This is a genomic window from Vreelandella indica, from assembly GCF_037070225.1.
Classification (GTDB): domain Bacteria; phylum Pseudomonadota; class Gammaproteobacteria; order Pseudomonadales; family Halomonadaceae; genus Vreelandella; species Vreelandella arctica.
Genome location: NZ_JBANSO010000001.1, coordinates 34,375 through 51,935, shown reverse-complemented (window position 1 = coordinate 51,935; position 17,561 = coordinate 34,375). Strand labels below are relative to the sequence as shown.

Below are 17,561 nucleotides of genomic sequence, written 5' to 3'. Positions count from 1 at the left end.
GATCAAACGTTGCTCTATAACGCTTGTAAAATTCTTCTCTCACGTTGAGGTAAAGAGAAGGAGAGGCGCAATGACTTTTTCGGTAATAGTGGCGCTGGCTGCATTTGCGTTTGTTACCACGGTAACGCCAGGGCCTAACAACCTGATGCTGCTGGCCTCTGGCGCTAATTTTGGTTTTAAAAAGACGCTACCCCACATGGTCGGCATCGTTGTGGGGCTGAGTGCGCTAACGCTGGTGGTGGGCGGTGGGTTGATGGCGCTGTTTGAGGCTTACCCGATTCTCAATACCTGGCTAAGCATTCTTTCCGCTGCCTATTTGCTCTGGCTGGCCTGGAAAATCGCGACAGCCGCGCCGCTCAAAGAGAACGATGGCAAAGGCAAACCCATGACGCTACTGCAGGCGGCCGCGTTTCAGTGGGTAAACCCCAAAGCGTGGGCCATGGGCCTTTCCGCCATTACCCTTTACGCCCCCAATAAAACACTAGTCTCGGTGTTGATCGTAGCCAGCGTGTTTGCAGTGGTCAGCTTTCCCGCTATTTCTGTGTGGGCCTGGTTGGGCATCGTGGTGCGCCAATGGCTCAACAGCCACACCCGTTACCGTGTGTTCAATATCACCATGGCGCTACTGTTAATAGCATCGCTATACCCGGTGCTAAACCTTTAGAGCCTAAACATAGAGCAATGGCGTAGCGGGTGGTAACGAGTAGCGAGCGCCGCGAAGCTGCCCTAAGTTCCGCATACACAGTGACATCATTCCCGATTAGATAAGATTTAGGCACCGTGGCAAGTAGACACTTACTAGCCTAGTCTTACGTAGGAAAAACAAAAATAAAGGAATTCACATGTTTCTTACACGACACAGCTTCATCAGTGGCTTGGCAGCCATCGCGTTACTCGCTGGAAACATAACTTACGCTGCCGACGATGCTACCAAGCGAATTATGGTTTATGGAGACTCCAATACATGGGGTTATATGCCCGTCGAAAGCGGCCCTACAACGCGTTACCCAGCTGATGTACGCTGGCCCGGCGTCATGGAAACAGAGCTTGGCTCCGAATATGAAGTGATTGAGGAAGGCTTGAGCGCACGCACCACCGACGTACCTGACCCCACACTTCCTCACATTTCTGGAGCAGGACTTGATGGTTCCGCCTATTTGTCATCTGCTATCGCAACACATCACCCGCTTGATTTAGTTGTGATCATGCTTGGCACGAATGATGTTAAGGCAATGTTTGATCGCTCACCGTTTCGAATTGCACTCGGTGTGGGAAAGCTGATCGACATAGTGGAACAGACAGGCGGTGGGGTTGGAACCTCTTATCCAGCACCAAAGGTGTTGGTTCTCTCACCGCCTCCACTGGGAAATGTGGCGCCTGAGGGGCGCGCTGAAAGATTCGCTGGCGGCGTCGAGAAAACAGAAGCACTTCCACCCCTATACGAGGCAATTGCTGAGGCGGCTGGAGTGGAGTTTTATGACGTTGGTACGCTGGCAACCACGGATGGAATAGACGGCGTTCATTTCTCTCCGGAAACGCACAATGCGATTGGCGTCGGCGTCGCCGAAAAGGTCATGTCAATTCTTGAGTAGTCGTCGTTGGGTTCTGTAGTGCCTAGCATGCCTTCTCAATGATTAAGCGTTCATGAATAAGACGCTTCTAACACCGCTATCTCATCATTGAGCGCCTGCAACGTATCACATGCCAAGCCATGCCGCTCGGCGCTCTCAATCAACGGCCCCAAGATCGCCCCACGCTCGGTGGGGCGCTTGGCCTCCACATCCTGCAGCATTGAGGCTTTGTTATTTGCGGTGTTTTCAACCACCTGCCACACCAAAGCTAACCACGCTGCTTCATCTTGGCCGTTATTAGGTGGCGCAATGCCCTCGGCCAGCATAATCGCCGCGACTTCCTTCACCACGGTCACCACACGGCCCGCATACGCCTCACCGCGCAATTCCCCGTTACGCACATTATTCAATGCCACCAACGGATTTATCGCCGCGTTCACCGCCAGCTTCTGCCACAAACGCTGGCGAATATCAGTCACCGCCGTAGCAGTAAGCCCTGCCTGAGTGAGTGTTAGTGCCAGTGTTTCCGCCAACTCACCGTGTCGATTGTTCAAATCACCCACAAAGGTATGCCCGCGACCCGCATGCATGACGCCATCATCACCGGTTAAGTAAGCTCCTTCCGTGGTGGTCGCACACAGCACCGGGCCTGGCCACGCCTGAGTAATACGCGGCTGCGATAAAAATCCGTTTTGCCACAGTACCAATGGGGTAGTGGCAGGAAGGGCGTTAGCAACGCTTTCCAGGGCCCCCTCAGCAACCATCGCTTTCGTGGTGATATGCAAAAAGGCGGGTGGTTCATACGTTTCAGGAGCCAACTGAGCAACAGTAAGAGTGTTGAGAAGCTGCACACGCTGTTCGCCTTCCGGGGTGGTAAGCGTTTGCTGTGCAGGCAACGCTCGTCGGCCAATTAGCGTGGTGGCCGCTAAAGGTGAAAGCGAATGAGCCAATAGGCGGCCAATGGCCCCAGGGCCGATAATCCAGTGTGAAGACATGGCGAACACTTTGTTTGTGGTGGTAGCAGAAATTCAGAATGACAGAAAATGTTATAAAACCACTAGTAGAACGCTCCATCCCTTGTAAAGCTTATGCTAACTTAGCGTTAATCACTTGCTAGGTAGCGTCCCATGTCGATTGAAGTCTGGTTTGCCTTTGCTCTTGCATCTGTTGCCTTGCTCGCCATTCCTGGGCCGACAATTTTGACCGTGGTCAGCTACTCTATCGCCCAAGGTAAGCGTGCCAATATTCCGCTTGTCGCTGCGGTGGCGTTGGGTGATTCAACCGCGCTACTTTTTTCGCTACTCGGGCTGGGTGCGGTGTTAGCCACCTCGGCCTTTTGGTTCACCGTTATCAAATGGATCGGCGGTTTATATCTGCTTTATATGGGCATAAAGCTGTTACGTGCGGGCATATCGTCGGTGCAGCCGGTGTCATCAGCGGTATCAGGTTCGCGTTGGAAGCTCTTCAGCAATACCTATCTCGTTACCGCGTTGAACCCAAAGGGCATTATCTTCTTCGTCGCTTTCTTGCCGCAATTTGTTAATCCGAATAACGACGCGGGGCAGCAGCTTTGGATTCTTGCGGTTACGTTCGTAGTGTTGGCAACACTGAATGCCACTTTTTACGCCGTGTTCGCGTCATCAGTGCGTAAGTTACTGACATCACGCCGTGCGCAGCGCCGTTTTAATGTCGTAGGTGGAACGTTGCTTTTTTCCGCAGGTGTATGGGCGTTGCTTGCCAAGCGGCCCGCGTAATAAGCGTCCGGTGACATTAAACAGTCAGAATCTAAACGGAATAAATCATGATCAGAGATGCTGCAAAGGGCGATTCAGCCGCAATAGCGCACATTTATAATTACTAGATTGAAAATACCGTTATTTCATTCGAAGAAGCTCCCGTGTCGGATTCAGACATCCAACGTAGGATTGAGAATGTTCAGGGGGTAGGGTTACCGTGGCTGGTGGCTGTGGAAGACGATGCTGTGGTGGGTTATGCCTACGCTACAAAATGGAAGGAGAGAAGCGCCTACCGATTTTCAGTCGAAGCCAGCGTCTACCTTTTCCACCAGATGCAAGGCAGGGGCTTAGGCGCAAAACTCTATGAAACGATCTTTTCCAAGCTCTTAGAGGGCGGGATTCATACGGTGATCGGCGGCATTACGCTTCCCAACCCCGCCAGTGTCGCACTGCATGAAAAAATGGGTATAAGAAAGTAGCCTATTTTGAAAAAGTAGGGTTTAAATTCAATCAGTGGCACGATGTAGGCTACTGGCAGCTAAACTGGCACAGCTGATTGTAACGCACGCGCCTGTCCATCTCGTTCTCAATCAACAACGCTGAAACGCCCGGCGCTCCCTCCAGCCCGACATACAAAAAGAAGCTAATGATGTAGCCAATATTACGGGCGACTGATTTCTAATGACGGTAGTAGGCATAGTCTGGTAGCGTTGAGGCTAAGCAAAATTGGCCAATTGCAGGCTGCCTGAATAAGACTAAACGCAGTCGATTACTGCTGTGAGACTCTTTGCTAGGAGCCCGCTTTCGACCGAGGGTGTGTGAAAATGTAGTGGCCGTTATAGTTTGCCATGATGGCCTATGCACTACCTTTGAACCCCTTTTAAAATGGGTGGATTACTGAATCTATTACGCCAATGATGGCATGGTCCACACTAAGTTCCAGGGGAGGCTCTCTTTGGCTGAAGGAACGTACCGCTATCAGCAGTTGGAGCAGTGGATACTGCAAGGCATCATTGAAGGTCGTTGGACGCCGGGGGATCGTCTACCATCCATTCGAGAGATATGTACACAACAGGGCGTGTCAAAAGCCACAGTCCAGCATGCCCTGCAACGACTTGAGGCCCAGGGAGTTCTGGAGGTTAGGCCTAAGGCAGGACATTTCGTAACCCTGATGCCAAAAACCACGCAATCACCTCGGGTGATATCCCGTATCGATGCCCCGCGCCCCGTCAACGTTAGTGATTTCCTGCTGGACATTATGGATCGAAAGGCGGCGTTCGACCTTCTGCCCGAACTGCATGCCGGCAAACTGCCACCAGGAATCGTAAGTCTCAACCGGGCCATTGGGAGGGCGCTTCGGAGGCAGTGTGGTGCCGACTTCCAGTATTACGACACACCTGCAGGCGATATGAAGTTGCGGGAGCAGCTTGCGCTTCTGCTGGCTAAACGAGGGTGGCCAGTTACGCCAGATAAACTATGTATAACCTCTGGCTGTCAACATGCCTTATTCCTGGCGCTAATGGCCTGCTGTCAGCGCGGGGACGTCGTCGCCGTGGAATCGCCGGGTTTCTATGGTGTACTGCAACTGCTGGAACAACTCGGTTTGCAAGTCATGGAAATACCAGCCTCCACGGCAAGCGGTATGGATATGGATGCCCTTGAAGAAGCCCTGGGGCGCTGGAACATCCAGGCATGCGTCGTGTCTCCGGCGTTTGCCACGCCAGGGGGGGCGTTGATGCCTGAGGCTTCCCGGCGACGCCTGATGGCGCTGGCGGAAAAGTACGATCTGGCCATAATCGAAGACGATATATACGCCGAGTCCGGGTTTTCCCGGGTTCCCGACACCCTTAAGGCGCTGGATGATAGCAATCGTGTCATCCACTGCAGTTCGTTTTCCAAGGTGTTGTCCCGGGACCTGCGCCTGGGTTGGATTTCAGGGGCACGCTGGCATCAGCGGATACTGCATCTGAAAATGGTGACTCAACTGGCCAGTAGCCGCTATTTGCAACAGGGCGTTGCAGCCTATATGGAAGAGGGTGAGCTGTCCGCCCATCTTCGCAGGCAACGGAAGTTGATGAGTGAGCAACGCGACCGCCTACTGGCTTCACTGCTCGCATGGCCGGTGCCGGTAAGAGTGACGGCGCCCCAGGGCGGCCTGGCGGTCTGGCTGGAACTGCCTGCAACGGTCGACACCCTGGCTGCATACCCCAAGGCGCTTGACGCAGGTGTTGTGATCACGCCCGGCCCGCTTTTTTCCGCATCGGGTAAGTATGGCAATTGTCTGAGGGTCAGCTTTTCCCATCCCTGGGATGAGCGAAGAATCCATGCCCTGAATCAACTACCAGAGTTGCTGAATCTCACCTGACAGCCCATCTGTCCCTATCGAAAATTAAAAATTTGAACCTGCACCGATCCGGCGAAACTAGATAATCTCACTTTCAAATAGAACGAATGTAAGTGAGTAATGAGCCAGAATAAACTGCTTCGCAATATCGATACCAAGCCTTACAGCTCCAGGCTCATGGATAAAATTCATACCCGCAGTTTCAAGGGCTATTTCAGGCGCCTGAGAATCCTTGGTGGAGCCCTCCTCTTTGCCCTGTATTTTGGAACTGTCTGGTTAACCAGCGGAGACCGCCAGGCGGTCTTATGGGACCTTTCTGAATTGAAGATCCTCAATAAGGGTCAGCACAGCCAGAGTTATAACATCGGTGTGTCTGGAGTGGACGGCCTGCAACTGAGCTCTGTAGCGACTGTGTCTGTAGGAGCAGGGGAGAGAGTTGAGCTACCGGTTACCATATCCGTTGCACTGGAGTCCCTTGAGACTGAAGTCAGTGCTATCAATGTCCATCTTCAATCAGTGAAAGATCCGGCACTGAAACTCGTCGAGAACAGTAAATTTATGGGGACAATCCGATGACTGACCAGCCCGTGCATGAGGTCATGGATCGGCTTTCTCCCTCAATCTTCGCCGGTCTACTGACCGTCAATGGTGTGCTCACGTACGCCAATAAAGCCGCGTTGGATGCCATTGGCGCGCGAGCTGAGGATGTGCTGGGCCGACCGTTTGATGCTACCCCCTGGTGGGGATTCTCAGACCAGAGCCGGCAACGTCTGCGCGATGCGATACGGGCCGCCGGACAGGGGCATACATCCCGTTTTGACGTGCTTATCCTTGATCGCAACGGTCGAGTGCGGACCATGGATTTCAGCCTGCACCCGGTCTACGACGACAAGGGAAACGTCACCTATATGGTACCTTCCGCGCGCGACATCACGGAGCGCAGGCAGGCTGAGCGGGAGCTGCGGCTGACCCAGTTCGCAGTGGATCACGCGCGGGGCGCGATGTTCCAGATCGATGCCGACGGGCGAGTACGCTATGCCAATCGCGCGGCCTGCGACATGCTCGGGTACGCCCGCGAAGACCTTACAGGACGCTTGCTTTCCGATATCGATCCCACCATGACGGAAGGGGTCTGGCGGGAGCATTTGCACGAGTTGAAGGCGCAGGGCTCGGCACGACTTGAGTCACTCGCCCGCCGCAGCGACGGGGGACTGATCCCCATCGAGGTAACCGCCACCTACATCGAGTACGAAGGTGAGCCCGTCAGCTTCTCCTATGTCGACGATCTCACGGCCCGCAGGGCGTCCGAGGAGCGCATCCACTATCTAACCCGATTCGACGGTCTTACCCGGTTGCCGAACCGGACTGCACTCCACGAACGCCTCGAACAGGCCATCGAGTCGGCGCAACTCAGCAACTCGTCTGTGGCGCTTCTAATTGTCGGGCTCGACCGCCTGGGGCTGGTCAACGACGCCCTGGGGCACGCGGGCGGAGACGAGGTGCTCCGCGCCATCGCCGAGAGGCTGTCCGCATGCGCGGAAACACCCGCGACCGTGGCCCGTATTGGCGGGGACGAATTTGCGATCATGTACACGACAGATACGCAGCAGGATCTCCATGCCGAGTATTGGACTCAACGCATCCTTGAGTCGGTCTCAGAGCCCTTGCGGATCAACGATCAGGAGATCTGCGTAACCTGCAGCATCGGTTCTGCAGCCTATCCATTCGACGGAGCGGACTCGGGAGAGCTGTTCAAGAATGCCACGTCAGCACTGCGCCGCGCTAAGGGCCGGGGGCGCAACATGCACCTGGCCTATGTCTCGGCGGCGGCCAATCGGGATCCGGAGCGATTGGCCCTGGAGTTGGCGCTGCGCGGCGCGCTGAAGCACGGCGAGTTCAGCGTGCATTACCAACCCCGTATTGACGTGGACAGCGGTGCCCCCGTCGGCGCTGAAGCACTTCTGCGATGGCATCACCCCCACATGGGCATGATCTCGCCTGCGCGGTTCATCCCTGTTGCGGAGGAGACAGGCCTGATTGAATCAATCGGGGAATGGGTACTACGTGCGGCGTGCGAGCAGAACCGGCTCTGGCGTGAAAGTGGCCTGATGCCCGGACGCATCGGCGTGAACCTCTCTGCCCGACAGTTCCGCCACGCAGACCTCGCGCTGCGGGTGGTACAACTGCTCAAGGAGACCGGACTTGACCCGCAACACCTGGAACTCGAGCTAACCGAGAGCATGCTCATGGAGGATGTCGATACGGCGGTCGCAACGATGACGTGCCTCAAGAATTACGGCGTGAGCATCGCGGTGGATGACTTCGGCACCGGGTATTCCGGCCTGAGCTACCTGAAGCGTTTCCCGATCGATACGCTTAAGATCGACCAGTCGTTCGTCCGCGAAATCACCAGCGATCCGGCCAGTGCCGCGATCGCCGACGCCATCATCGCCATGGCTCAGCGCCTGAACCTGGATGTTATCGCCGAGGGCGTGGAGACACCGGAGCAGTGCCGATTGCTGCGTGAAAGCGGATGCCGGTATATGCAGGGTTACCTGTTCGCAAGGCCGGTGCCGACAGAGGATCTAACTAAACTGTTGCGTGTGGGGCACGTTGGCAGGCATCTCTGACGCGGTTTGTGGTGATGCGGCTTGTTCGAACACGGCCAGCAGTAAAACAGAACCAGGCTATGGAGTTGGTGCTGGCGGTTCATTCGCCCGGGATGGCGGGGCCCTGCTGCTTCGTGCCGCCTTGCTTTCAGTCTACCTCGGGCTATACTTATCTAATCTTCTCCCGGGCTCTGCCCCCTCCCAAGTTTTACTGGGCTCTGCCTCTTCTCCAAGGCTTAGCGGTTTCTATACGACTGTTGTAAGCCATACAACGGTACAAAGGAGGGATCATGAACAAGAGTCCAGAAAAATCACCCCAAGTATCATGCGATATCTGCCGGCAACGCCCTGCGGCTCTGCAGGTCACCGTTTCACAAGCCGGTCGAAGACGCACCCTCAACGTATGCCAAACGGATTATTTGCGTCTGAGAGCACGAAGTGCCTCTCCGTTTGAATCCCTTTTTGGAAGCGGGCTGCTCGCCGACGATTTCTTCGAGCGGCTGGCGCGAGACGAGGATTTCGGCTTTGGCAGTGTCGCCAGTCGAGAGAACGGCCGGCCGCAGGATAGCGAATCGGTCGCCCTCGGTGATCTGCTTAGCGAGCAAAGCGAGCAGATTCTGCAGCAAGCCGCGGCTACCGCGAAGGAGTGGGGTTCGCAGCTGATTGATACCAGCCACCTGCTTTACGCGCTGGCCGATAACGATGTGGTGCAGGCGCTCCTCAAGCGATACCAGCTATCGGCCAAAGACCTCAAGACCCAGGTTGAGCAACTGACACCCAAAGCTGCGAGCGAACCCGAAACGGACGGACCTACCAAGATCGGAGTTTCCCCACGGGTGAAAGCCGCGCTACAGCGCGCCTTCCAGGCGTCGAGAGACCTCGGGCATGGCTATATTGGTCCCGAACACCTTCTGATCGGTCTAGCCGAGGAGGAGGGGCTGGCCAGCGACTTGCTGAACCGTTATGGGCTCTCTGCACACGGTCTTCGGCAGAAGGCTGTGCAGGTGGTTGGAAAGGGGGCACAGGAGGGGCGGCTGCCGGAGCAAAGCGACACGCCCACCCTGGACAAGTACAGTCGGGATCTTACGGCATTGGCTAACGAGGACAAGCTCGACCCGGTGATCGGGCGAGCGGCCGAGGTCGAGACCCTGATCGAGGTTCTTTCCCGGCGCCGCAAGAACAACCCCGTTCTTATCGGTGAGCCGGGGGTCGGCAAGACCGCCATTGTCGAAGGGCTGGCGCAGCGAATTGTTCACAACGAAGTGCCGGACCTGTTGCAGAACAAACGGGTGGTTGAGCTAAACATTAACTCGCTGGTGGCGGGTTCCCAATATCGTGGTCAATTCGAGGAGCGGATCAAACAAGTCCTTGACGAGATTACGTCCCACCAAAACGAGATTGTGCTGTTCATTGACGAGCTGCACACCATTGTCGGCGCCGGATCGACCGGGGGCGAAGGCGGGCTGGACGTCGCGAATACCCTCAAGCCCCAACTGGCGCGTGGCGAACTGCATTTGGTCGGGGCGACCACGCTGGCCGAATACCAGAAGCACATTGAAAAAGACGCAGCGCTAGAGCGGCGGCTGCAACCGGTGTTCGTCGCCGAACCAACGATTGACCAGACCATCAATATACTAAGGGGGCTCAGGGATCGACTGGAGGCTCACCACAAGGTGACGATCACCGACGAGGCGATTGTCGCCGCCGTGGAGATGGCTGACCGCTACGTCACCAACCGGTTCCTGCCGGATAAGGCCATCGATCTGATAGATCAGGCGGCTGCTCGGGTACGAATCGGTGGCACTTCGCGGCCGCCGGAGCTTCACGAGCTCGGTGCACAGATCAACCAGCTGCGGCGTGAGCGTGACTACGCATCCAACCGCAAGAATTTTGAGCGCGCGAGCGCGCTGGAAGCTCGTATCGAAGAACACCAGGGCGACTATGACCAAGGCCTGGAGGAATGGAACACGACCCGGAGCACTAGCGCTAACCAGGTGGGCGTCGAGGATGTGGCACAGATCGTTTCGCGCCTGACCGGCGTTCCGGTGGCAGAGCTCACCACGGAGGAGCGCACCAGGCTGATGGAGATGGAACAGCGTCTGCATCAGCGGGTCGTCGGTCAGGACGAGGCGGTAAGAGCCATATCCGATGCCGTGCGTTTGTCTCGCGCCGGGCTGGGCGACCGTCGCCGTCCCATCGCAACCTTCTTCTTCCTCGGACCCACGGGAGTGGGAAAGACGGAATTGACCAAAGCCCTTGCGGAAACGGTATTTGGTGATGAAGAGGCGATGATCCGCGTTGACATGAGCGAGTACATGGAGCGGCATACGGTCGCGCGCCTCATCGGGGCGCCTCCCGGGTACGTCGGGTTCGAGGAGGGGGGGCAGCTTACCGAAAAGGTGCGCAGAAAACCGTACAGTGTCGTTCTACTGGACGAGTTCGAGAAAGCACACATGGATGTCCAGAACGTGCTGCTGCAGGTCTTCGAGGATGGGCGGCTCACTGATGGGAAAGGGCGTGTCGTAGACTTCACCAATACCATCATAATAGCCACAAGCAATATCGGTTCTGATCTCATCCGGGAAAACCTCGAGGCCCCGGAGGACGAGCGCAAGGACGCCGCGGAATTGAAGTCGGAACTGTTGAACGTGCTCCGTCGTTATCTCCGCCCGGAGTTCATCAACCGCATCGATGAGATCATTGTATTCCACGCACTCGACCGCAAACAGATCCGTGACATCGTAGGTATGCAGCTCGAGCGCGTGAAGCGTATCGCGCACGGACAGGGCTTGACGGTGGAGTTCGACGACTCGCTCATCGACCATTTGGCGGATGTCGGCTACCGGCCAGAGTTCGGTGCGCGCGAACTTCGTCGCCAGATCCGATCCCTGATCGAGACGCGCCTTGCGAGTGCCGTATTGCGCGGCGAAATAGAGGAAGGCGATAGCCTGCGCTTCATCTACGACAAGGATCGAGGTGAAATCCATTGGGAGAAGGAAACAAAGGTGCCTGCCACCGAACCGGAGTGACGAAGCCGCGCGGGCGGCGGACAGGAGGGCATGATACATGTCCAGAGGAAAGCCCCTACAAGGGGGTGGCGGTAGTAGGTCGCGCCGCGTAGGTTCCGCACTCGCTGGACGGTTCTCAGAGACACGCCTTGCTTGGCCGAACATGTCCTACTACCAGCGCTTCGAGCAGATTGTGGCGATAATTCTCACGCTGCTGCTCAGTCTCGTGGTCGCGGTGGCTCTCGTCCATCTGACCTGGCGCATCCTCACGCTGATTGTGCTTGGTGTTGTCGATCCTGCCAACCAATCTGTCTTCCAAGTGGTCTTCGGCATGGTCATGACGTTACTGATTGCCCTGGAATTCAATCATTCCGTGCTGAGTATAGCCGAGCGTCAGAATAGTATCGTGCAAATCAAGACCGTCCTGCTAATTGCGCTCCTCGCTCTGGTTCGAAAGTTCATTATCCTCGATGCCACAAAGATCGACCCCATGACTCTGCTGGGGCTGAGCGCGGCGATTCTGGCTCTCGGCGCAATCTACTGGCTGGTGCGAGAGCAGGAGGGGAGGCAGAAGCGCGAATAGTGAAGAGGCTAGCGGGAGGGTCGTTACGAGAGTGAGGTGCGCGCGAATCATGACACCATGATGCTCAGTGAGTATCAACCCGGGTCGGGTAGGCTTGTCGCACTCGACTGTACCGCTGTATCCCGCGGCCTTGCAGCGGGAATAAATGGAGGAAAGGGCATGTTTACTCCGAATTCCATTCCCTATCAGCAACAAGCTGGCTTTCAGCGCACCTATCGCCAAGGCCGCCTGAGCCTGGGCCTTTTCTTCCCTCTCGAAGCCTTTACCGGCGATATGCCAACTATGGCCAACCAGGTAAGCTTGGCCCAACTTGCCGAACAATTGGGTTTCTCTGCCCTCTGGTTTCGCGACGTGCCGTTACGCGATCCCAGCTTCGGTGATTCCGGTCAGGTGTTCGATCCCTGGGTCTACCTGGGTTTTATGGCAGCACACACTCGCTCGATTGCGCTGGGTACCGCCTCGGTCATCCTGCCAATCCGTAATCCCCTACACACTGCCAAGGCCGCAACGAGTGTTGATCAGCTCAGTGGTGGCCGTCTGTTACTCGGCGTGGCTTCCGGTGACCGTCCGGTAGAGTTTCCGGCATTCGGTGTCGACCCCGAGCAACGCGGCAGCCTGTTCCGCGAATACCTCAAGGTATTTCGCGAGGTTCAGCTCAGCAGTTTCGTGCCTTTGTCCTAGTCCGGCGGCACGCTTCAGGGAGCCGATCTGATTCCCAAGCCAACCACAGCGGAAATTCCGTTCTTCGTGACCGGCCATAGCCGTCAGACGCTGGAGTGGATCGCCCGCTACAGTCATGGGTGGATCAGTTATCCGCGCCCCCCGAAGGCCCAGCAAGTGGTTGTCGATAGCTGGCGCACGGCGGTTCGTGATGAATGTGGCGAGCTGTTCAAACCCTTCACCCAGTCACTTTACCTCGACCTGACAGATAACCCGCAGACACCACCACGGCCGATCCACCTGGGGTATCAACTGGGACGGCATCACCTTATTGCGCTGCTCCACAGTTTGCAGGAGATCGGCGTAAACCATGTGATTGTCAATTTGAAGTACGGCCAACGCCCTGCCGGCGAGGTCGTTGAGGAAATCGGCCAGTTCGTTTTACCTGACTTCGCCATGACGGCATAAAAGCCGGCCCGGAACTGCACGGGAGAGGTCACCGCCCGGGTTCAAAATCTAGCCGAAGAAGGCGAGGGTGCGAACCTCGATACTCTCTCGAGGCGGGGCTCCTGGCGGCGTATGGGGGTCCTGGAAGGCCGTATGGGGGGTGAAGCGGGCACGGCCGTCGTGACGCGAGTCATAGCCTTTGATCAGCAAGGCCTCGTCACGGAGCATGTCCGGAAAATAGTACCAGCGCTGGAGCGGATTGTACGCCAGGTGGTAGATCTCACCGATACGGTCCGGATAGACCAGGTCGGTGGCCAGCAGGTCATCGGGGTCGAGCGTCGATGCGTCCAGCAGGGCCAGCGGCGAACGCTTGACGGGCCCACTTATGGGGCGCCAGAGGTTGATCTGAGCTACCGGCATCGCCGCCAGCGTGTCGGCCTGCTCGCTGCCCAGCACGTCGCGGACACGCTCAGGCCCTGAGCGCTCGGTGTAGTCATTATGCACGCGGCTGGCCGGTCCTCGAATGCCCCGTTGCTCGGCATCGCTACGCCGGGTGTGGTCGAAGATGACGACCCGGCTCGCACCCGTCAGCTCTTTGATCAAAGCCTCGACTTCGGCGTAGTAGACGCTTTCCACCAACGTATCGTCGTAAAGGTTTTCGACCACCGTGTCCCGCCGATGAAGTTCGAACCCCTGCTTGTCCAGAGAAAGGCTGTCTACCAGCGGTCGGCCGTTGTGTATCGTGACGTCGCGCTCCTCCTGTTCTGCAAAGTAGTGCGGTTCACTGTCACCGGTCAGGGCTTCGGTATGCACATAGGGCTTCGCGTCATGCTTGACCAGATAGGTGAGCGTCGTGGTAATGCTGGCGGGCATGTCCTTTGAGTGCTGCAAGAAACACCTCCTGGTCCGCTGAACGCGTCCAGAGTGTGGTGTCATCGTGGGGGCGCGATAGCTTTAGAGTTCTTCACTACCAAGTATAGGCCATCAGACGGCAACTTTCCCTGCCTTGGCCCTGTTCTTTGGTCAAATGTTACGTCGCATCGTAATCGCTCACGGGGTGCACCTTCGCGTAGTGAGCTATAGTGTTAGTAGAGCCCCACTCAGTATTCTCTCAACCAGTCAACCTGAGGTCATTATGACCGAGTCGACCCACCCTCCGAACGATCAGCCGGCCTCAACCGACACCGTGTATGGAATGCCGGCCTATCCCGATAGGGCTGCGGCCGTCAACGAAGTGCATGCCCGCCCACACCTCATGATTCAGGCCCCGAGGGAGATGTTGCAGTTCGCTTTCATGACTGGAGGAGATCTGACTAAGGATAAGTTGGCGATGAATGAGTTGTCTGGTCGTCTCCACGTGGCTGAGCCTGACCAATCTACCGCATTTCATGGCTTGAGCTGGGAAGACGGAGGCTTGCATTGCGAAAAGCACTCGGAGTATTCAACGTATCTGTGGTGTGCCGAGCTCGATCCCGAAACCGGAGAACCGAAAGGCGAGAATCCTTTCAACCATGGATTCATACCTCCCGGCCCGGTGGTATCGGGCGTGCGCCTGACGTTTCTTCCATGGACGTCAGATACTGAGAAGGAGGTAGATCGCTTCGATCCTTCCAGCCTTTGTTACTCGCTGGTAGAAAGTGGGGACGCCGCCATCCTGACCGATTTTCGGCAGGATGACGAGGGCCTGACACACATCCTGATCCTTGCGCGTGATTTGAAACCCGCGCGAGCGGGTGCGCTGGCGCAACGTCTTCTGGAGATCGAGACCTATCGGACCTTGGCCTTATTGTCGTTGCCGTTGACCAGATCAATGAGGACGGAGCTGAGAAACATGGAGTCACAACTGGCCATGATGACCGATGAGATGTCTACGGACTCGGAAGCGCGGCGCGACAATCACCTCCTTCTGTCAGAATTGACCAGTCTGGCTGCAAAACTGGAGGCCTGTGTTGCTGCGAATCTCTATCGATTTGGCGCCAGCCGGGCTTACTACGAGATCGTTGAAGAGAGGTTGGCAGCGCTATCGGAGGAGGGCGTATCCGGATACTTCACCTGGCGGGATTTCCTTCAGCGTCGTATTGCGCCTGCGATGCGAACCTGCCTTTCGGTTAAAGAGCGCCAGGCCAAACTCTCTGACGAACTGACCCGAGACATCTCACTGCTGCGCTCCTGGGTCGATGTCGAGCTGGAACGTCAGAACCGGGACTTGCTGGCGTCGATGAATAACCGGGTCAAGCTGCAATTGCGTCTTCAGCAAACGGTTGAAGGCCTGTCTGTGGCAGCAATTTCATATTACGTCGTGAGTCTTTCAGGCTATTTCCTGAAGGGTATTCCATTCATTTACGATGTTGTCACACCGGTAATGTCGGTACTGGTACCCGTCGTGATGCTGTTGATCTGGTGGAGGGTTCGTCGGATCAGACATGCCCACGAGGATCCCTCGGCGTTGGAAAAATCTTACTGACGACCTGGCGGCTTGAGCGCGGAATGGGCTGGCGCCTTGGCGAAGGGGACTTGGCGGCTGAATCGACCCCCCTGGCATTTGACGGCGGCCCGACCTTCACCTTGGCCGGTGCACCGGTCGTCCGGGACACCAGTTAGCCAGTCAGAGCCAATAGGTCACCCCCATCCCTGGCAGTCAGTCCCTTCCGTCGTCAACGGCTCACGCCGTCCCCCATTCCTTTTTGTGACCATGAAGCCGCAGAACCACATTCGTTTCGGAACAATTCATCCAACCCGCCTTTTATTATGGTGATCAACCACTGTTCCTTGGTGGTGTCCACGCCGGTGCTTCGTCCTCGATTCGCCGGGCGTCTTCGCGCATGGCGTGCCCTAGCGACTCTTCCAGTTTCATGAACAGCTCCCCGTAGCGCGGGCTGAAGTGGATGCCTTCCTCGATGTTGTGCCAGGCGTTGAACAGTTGGTCTTCATTGGCTTTTTCGCTGGCGACAAAGGATTGGGTCATCCGGCGGGCGCGCTCTGGGTGGACGCCCATGGCGGTGAGGGCATCGCCGCCCAGTTCCAGGGCGGAGTAATAGGTTTCGCTTACCACATCGTCGGCGCCGGCCTCACGCAACTCGTAACCATGGCCTCGGTCGAAGGCGCGGGCCAGCACCCAGACCCCCGGGTACAGCTGTTTAACGTGACGCACCAAACGTACGGCCCGATCCCTGTCGTCAATGGCGACGACGAGCAGGCGCGCCTCGGCAATGCCGGCGGTTTCCAGTAGCTGGATGCGGGTGGCGTCGCCAAAGTAACTTTTCAGCTGGATCCGGCGCAGGTTTTCGATCTGCTCCAGGGCGTGGTCCAGGGCAACGCTGGGAATGTTGTTGGCGCGAAGCAACCGGCAGACGATCTGCCCGAAGCGGCCGACCCCTGCCACGATCACCGGCGCCTGCTCCTCTATCTCATCCGGCTCCGCTTCTTCATTGGAAGCCTTCTGATAGCGTGGCAGTACTACCCGGTCATAGACAATGAACAACAGCGGCGTCAGGAACATGGACAGAGCCACCACCAGTGACAGCATCTGCGCGGTGTCCGCCGGGATCACCCGGTTCTGGGTGCTGTAGGTCAGCAGGACAAACCCGAACTCACCGGCCTGGGCGAGCCCGAGAGTGAACAACCAGCCATCACTGCTGCGGATGCGGAAGGCGAGGGCCAGACCAACCAGAATCAGCGCCTTGCCAATGATCACCGCCAGGGCGAGAAGCAAGACGATATCCCAGGCCTCCGCCAGAACGCCGAAATTGATTCCCGCGCCCACGGTAATGAAGAACAGCCCCAGCAGCAGCCCTTTGAACGGCTCGATATTGGCTTCCAGCTCGTGCCGGAATTCGCTGTTGGCCAGCACCACACCGGCCAGGAATGCGCCAAGTGCCGGTGACAGGTTTACTAGACTCATGAGCGCCGCAATGCCGATAATCAGCATCAGGGACGTGGCAGTGAATACCTCCCGCATGCCGGACTGCACCACGTAGCGGAACAGCGGCCGGCTCAGGTAATGGCCGCAGACAATCACCAGCACGATTGCACCGACGACGGCCAGCCCATGCGCCCAGCCCGGCAGGTTCTCAACCAGGCTGAGGCTGCCGTGCCCTTGCTCTGCATCGGTGGCGGAGATTCCGGACACGGCCAGCAGTGGGATGACGGCCAGCATGGGAATCACCGCAATGTCCTGGAAGAGCAGCACCGAGAACGCACTCTGGCCACCTTCAGTTTTGACCAGGCCCTTTTCGGTCAGCGTCTGCAGGACAATCGCGGTTGAAGAGAGGGAGAAGAGAAACCCTACCGCCACGGCGGTTTGCCAGGCCATCCCCAGCGACCAGGCAAAACCGGTGGCGGCGGCTGCTGTCAGTGTGACCTGCAGGCCGCCGAGGCCGAGCAACCGGACCCGCATGGCCCAGAGGGATTTGGGATCAAGCTCCATCCCCACCAGGAACAGCATCATCACCACGCCGAATTCGGCAAAATGCTGAAGGGTGACGGCTTCCTGGCCTACCAGCCCGGTCACCGGTCCGATAACGACACCGGCCACCAGGTAACCGAGTACCGACCCTAGCCCGAGCCGCCTGGCCAGCGGCACCGCGATGACCGCAGCCACCAG

General features: G+C 57.1%; 15 protein-coding genes. 12 read left to right on the top strand and 3 right to left on the bottom strand.

The window, feature by feature from the left end:
- The first annotated feature begins 70 nt into the window (after window positions 1-70).
- Together V8L71_RS00250 and V8L71_RS00245 are read left to right on the top strand one after the other, a co-directional pair.
- The gene (locus tag V8L71_RS00250; RefSeq protein ID WP_290702727.1) at window positions 71-664 is read left to right on the top strand and encodes a LysE family translocator; all 594 of its coding nucleotides are present in this window, start codon (window positions 71-73) and stop codon (window positions 662-664) included.
- Between the two features lie 178 nt (window positions 665-842).
- The gene (locus tag V8L71_RS00245; protein ID WP_336272891.1) at window positions 843-1,592 is read left to right on the top strand and encodes an SGNH/GDSL hydrolase family protein; all 750 of its coding nucleotides are present in this window, start codon (window positions 843-845) and stop codon (window positions 1,590-1,592) included.
- 50 nt (window positions 1,593-1,642) lie between these two features.
- On the opposite strand, the gene V8L71_RS00240 is transcribed toward V8L71_RS00245, so the two are convergent.
- The gene (locus V8L71_RS00240) at window positions 1,643-2,566 is read right to left on the bottom strand and encodes a ketopantoate reductase family protein (RefSeq protein ID WP_336272890.1); all 924 of its coding nucleotides are present in this window, start codon (window positions 2,564-2,566) and stop codon (window positions 1,643-1,645) included.
- Window positions 2,567-2,698: 132 nt separating this feature from the next.
- Here V8L71_RS00240 and V8L71_RS00235 point away from each other — a divergent pair, with 132 nt between their 5' ends.
- The 9 genes from V8L71_RS00235 (at window position 2,699) to V8L71_RS00195 (ending at window position 12,979) form a co-directional block, all read left to right on the top strand.
- The gene (locus tag V8L71_RS00235; RefSeq protein ID WP_336272889.1) at window positions 2,699-3,325 is read left to right on the top strand and encodes a LysE family translocator; all 627 of its coding nucleotides are present in this window, start codon (window positions 2,699-2,701) and stop codon (window positions 3,323-3,325) included.
- A 143-nt stretch (window positions 3,326-3,468) separates the two neighbouring features.
- Window positions 3,469-3,786, top strand: coding sequence for a GNAT family N-acetyltransferase (locus V8L71_RS00230; RefSeq protein WP_336272888.1), 318 nt, complete (start codon window positions 3,469-3,471; stop codon window positions 3,784-3,786).
- Window positions 3,787-4,262: 476 nt separating this feature from the next.
- A complete protein-coding gene (locus V8L71_RS00225; RefSeq protein WP_336272887.1) occupies window positions 4,263-5,672 on the top strand; it encodes an aminotransferase-like domain-containing protein in 1,410 nt (469 codons plus the stop codon).
- A 99-nt stretch (window positions 5,673-5,771) separates the two neighbouring features.
- Window positions 5,772-6,227: a FixG Ig-like domain-containing protein gene (locus V8L71_RS00220; RefSeq protein WP_336272886.1), complete on the top strand. Its 456-nt coding sequence runs from the start codon at window positions 5,772-5,774 to the stop codon at window positions 6,225-6,227.
- The gene (locus V8L71_RS00215; protein ID WP_336272885.1) at window positions 6,224-8,281 is read left to right on the top strand and encodes a putative bifunctional diguanylate cyclase/phosphodiesterase; all 2,058 of its coding nucleotides are present in this window, start codon (window positions 6,224-6,226) and stop codon (window positions 8,279-8,281) included. Before V8L71_RS00220 ends, V8L71_RS00215 begins: the two co-directional genes overlap by 4 nt.
- 269 nt (window positions 8,282-8,550) lie before the next feature.
- On the top strand, window positions 8,551-11,289 hold the full coding sequence (locus V8L71_RS00210; RefSeq protein WP_336272884.1) for an ATP-dependent Clp protease ATP-binding subunit: 2,739 nt from the start codon (window positions 8,551-8,553) through the stop codon (window positions 11,287-11,289).
- A 142-nt stretch (window positions 11,290-11,431) separates the two neighbouring features.
- Window positions 11,432-11,851, top strand: a complete 420-nt coding sequence (locus V8L71_RS00205; RefSeq protein WP_176303196.1) for a phosphate-starvation-inducible PsiE family protein — start codon at window positions 11,432-11,434, stop codon at window positions 11,849-11,851.
- A 159-nt stretch (window positions 11,852-12,010) separates the two neighbouring features.
- Entirely contained in the window at window positions 12,011-12,532 is a 522-nt protein-coding gene (locus tag V8L71_RS00200; RefSeq protein WP_336272883.1) for an LLM class flavin-dependent oxidoreductase, read from the top strand.
- A gap of 66 nt (window positions 12,533-12,598) precedes the next feature.
- Complete coding sequence (locus V8L71_RS00195; protein WP_336272882.1) at window positions 12,599-12,979, top strand: LLM class oxidoreductase; 381 nt, start codon at window positions 12,599-12,601, stop codon at window positions 12,977-12,979.
- 48 nt (window positions 12,980-13,027) lie between these two features.
- Here the strand turns inward: V8L71_RS00195 and V8L71_RS00190 are convergent, their stop codons facing one another.
- Window positions 13,028-13,849 carry a CmcJ/NvfI family oxidoreductase gene (locus V8L71_RS00190; RefSeq protein WP_336272881.1) on the bottom strand — a complete coding sequence of 274 codons (822 nt, stop codon included), beginning with the start codon at window positions 13,847-13,849 and terminating at the stop codon, window positions 13,028-13,030.
- A 244-nt stretch (window positions 13,850-14,093) separates the two neighbouring features.
- Between V8L71_RS00190 and V8L71_RS00185 the strand changes: the two genes are divergently transcribed.
- Entirely contained in the window at window positions 14,094-15,422 is a 1,329-nt protein-coding gene (locus V8L71_RS00185; RefSeq protein WP_336272880.1) for a DUF3422 family protein, read from the top strand.
- Between the two features lie 291 nt (window positions 15,423-15,713).
- Here the strand turns inward: V8L71_RS00185 and V8L71_RS00180 are convergent, their stop codons facing one another.
- The gene (locus V8L71_RS00180) at window positions 15,714-17,558 is read right to left on the bottom strand and encodes a monovalent cation:proton antiporter-2 (CPA2) family protein (RefSeq protein ID WP_336272879.1); all 1,845 of its coding nucleotides are present in this window, start codon (window positions 17,556-17,558) and stop codon (window positions 15,714-15,716) included.
- Window positions 17,559-17,561: the final 3 nt, after the last annotated feature.

What these genes read in the sequence shown, in the direction of transcription:
- V8L71_RS00185 (WP_336272880.1), top strand. Translation starts at nt 14,094, where the DNA reads ATGACCGAGTCGACCCACCCTCCGAACGATCAGCCGGCCTCAACCGAC.
- V8L71_RS00235 (WP_336272889.1), top strand. Translation starts at nt 2,699, where the DNA reads ATGTCGATTGAAGTCTGGTTTGCCTTTGCTCTTGCATCTGTTGCCTTG.
- V8L71_RS00245 (WP_336272891.1), top strand. Translation starts at nt 843, where the DNA reads ATGTTTCTTACACGACACAGCTTCATCAGTGGCTTGGCAGCCATCGCG.
- V8L71_RS00250 (WP_290702727.1), top strand. Translation starts at nt 71, where the DNA reads ATGACTTTTTCGGTAATAGTGGCGCTGGCTGCATTTGCGTTTGTTACC.
- V8L71_RS00205 (WP_176303196.1), top strand. Translation starts at nt 11,432, where the DNA reads ATGTCCTACTACCAGCGCTTCGAGCAGATTGTGGCGATAATTCTCACG.
- V8L71_RS00200 (WP_336272883.1), top strand. Translation starts at nt 12,011, where the DNA reads ATGTTTACTCCGAATTCCATTCCCTATCAGCAACAAGCTGGCTTTCAG.
- V8L71_RS00210 (WP_336272884.1), top strand. Translation starts at nt 8,551, where the DNA reads ATGAACAAGAGTCCAGAAAAATCACCCCAAGTATCATGCGATATCTGC.
- V8L71_RS00240 (WP_336272890.1), bottom strand. Translation starts at nt 2,566, where the DNA reads ATGTCTTCACACTGGATTATCGGCCCTGGGGCCATTGGCCGCCTATTG.
- V8L71_RS00215 (WP_336272885.1), top strand. Translation starts at nt 6,224, where the DNA reads ATGACTGACCAGCCCGTGCATGAGGTCATGGATCGGCTTTCTCCCTCA.
- V8L71_RS00220 (WP_336272886.1), top strand. Translation starts at nt 5,772, where the DNA reads ATGAGCCAGAATAAACTGCTTCGCAATATCGATACCAAGCCTTACAGC.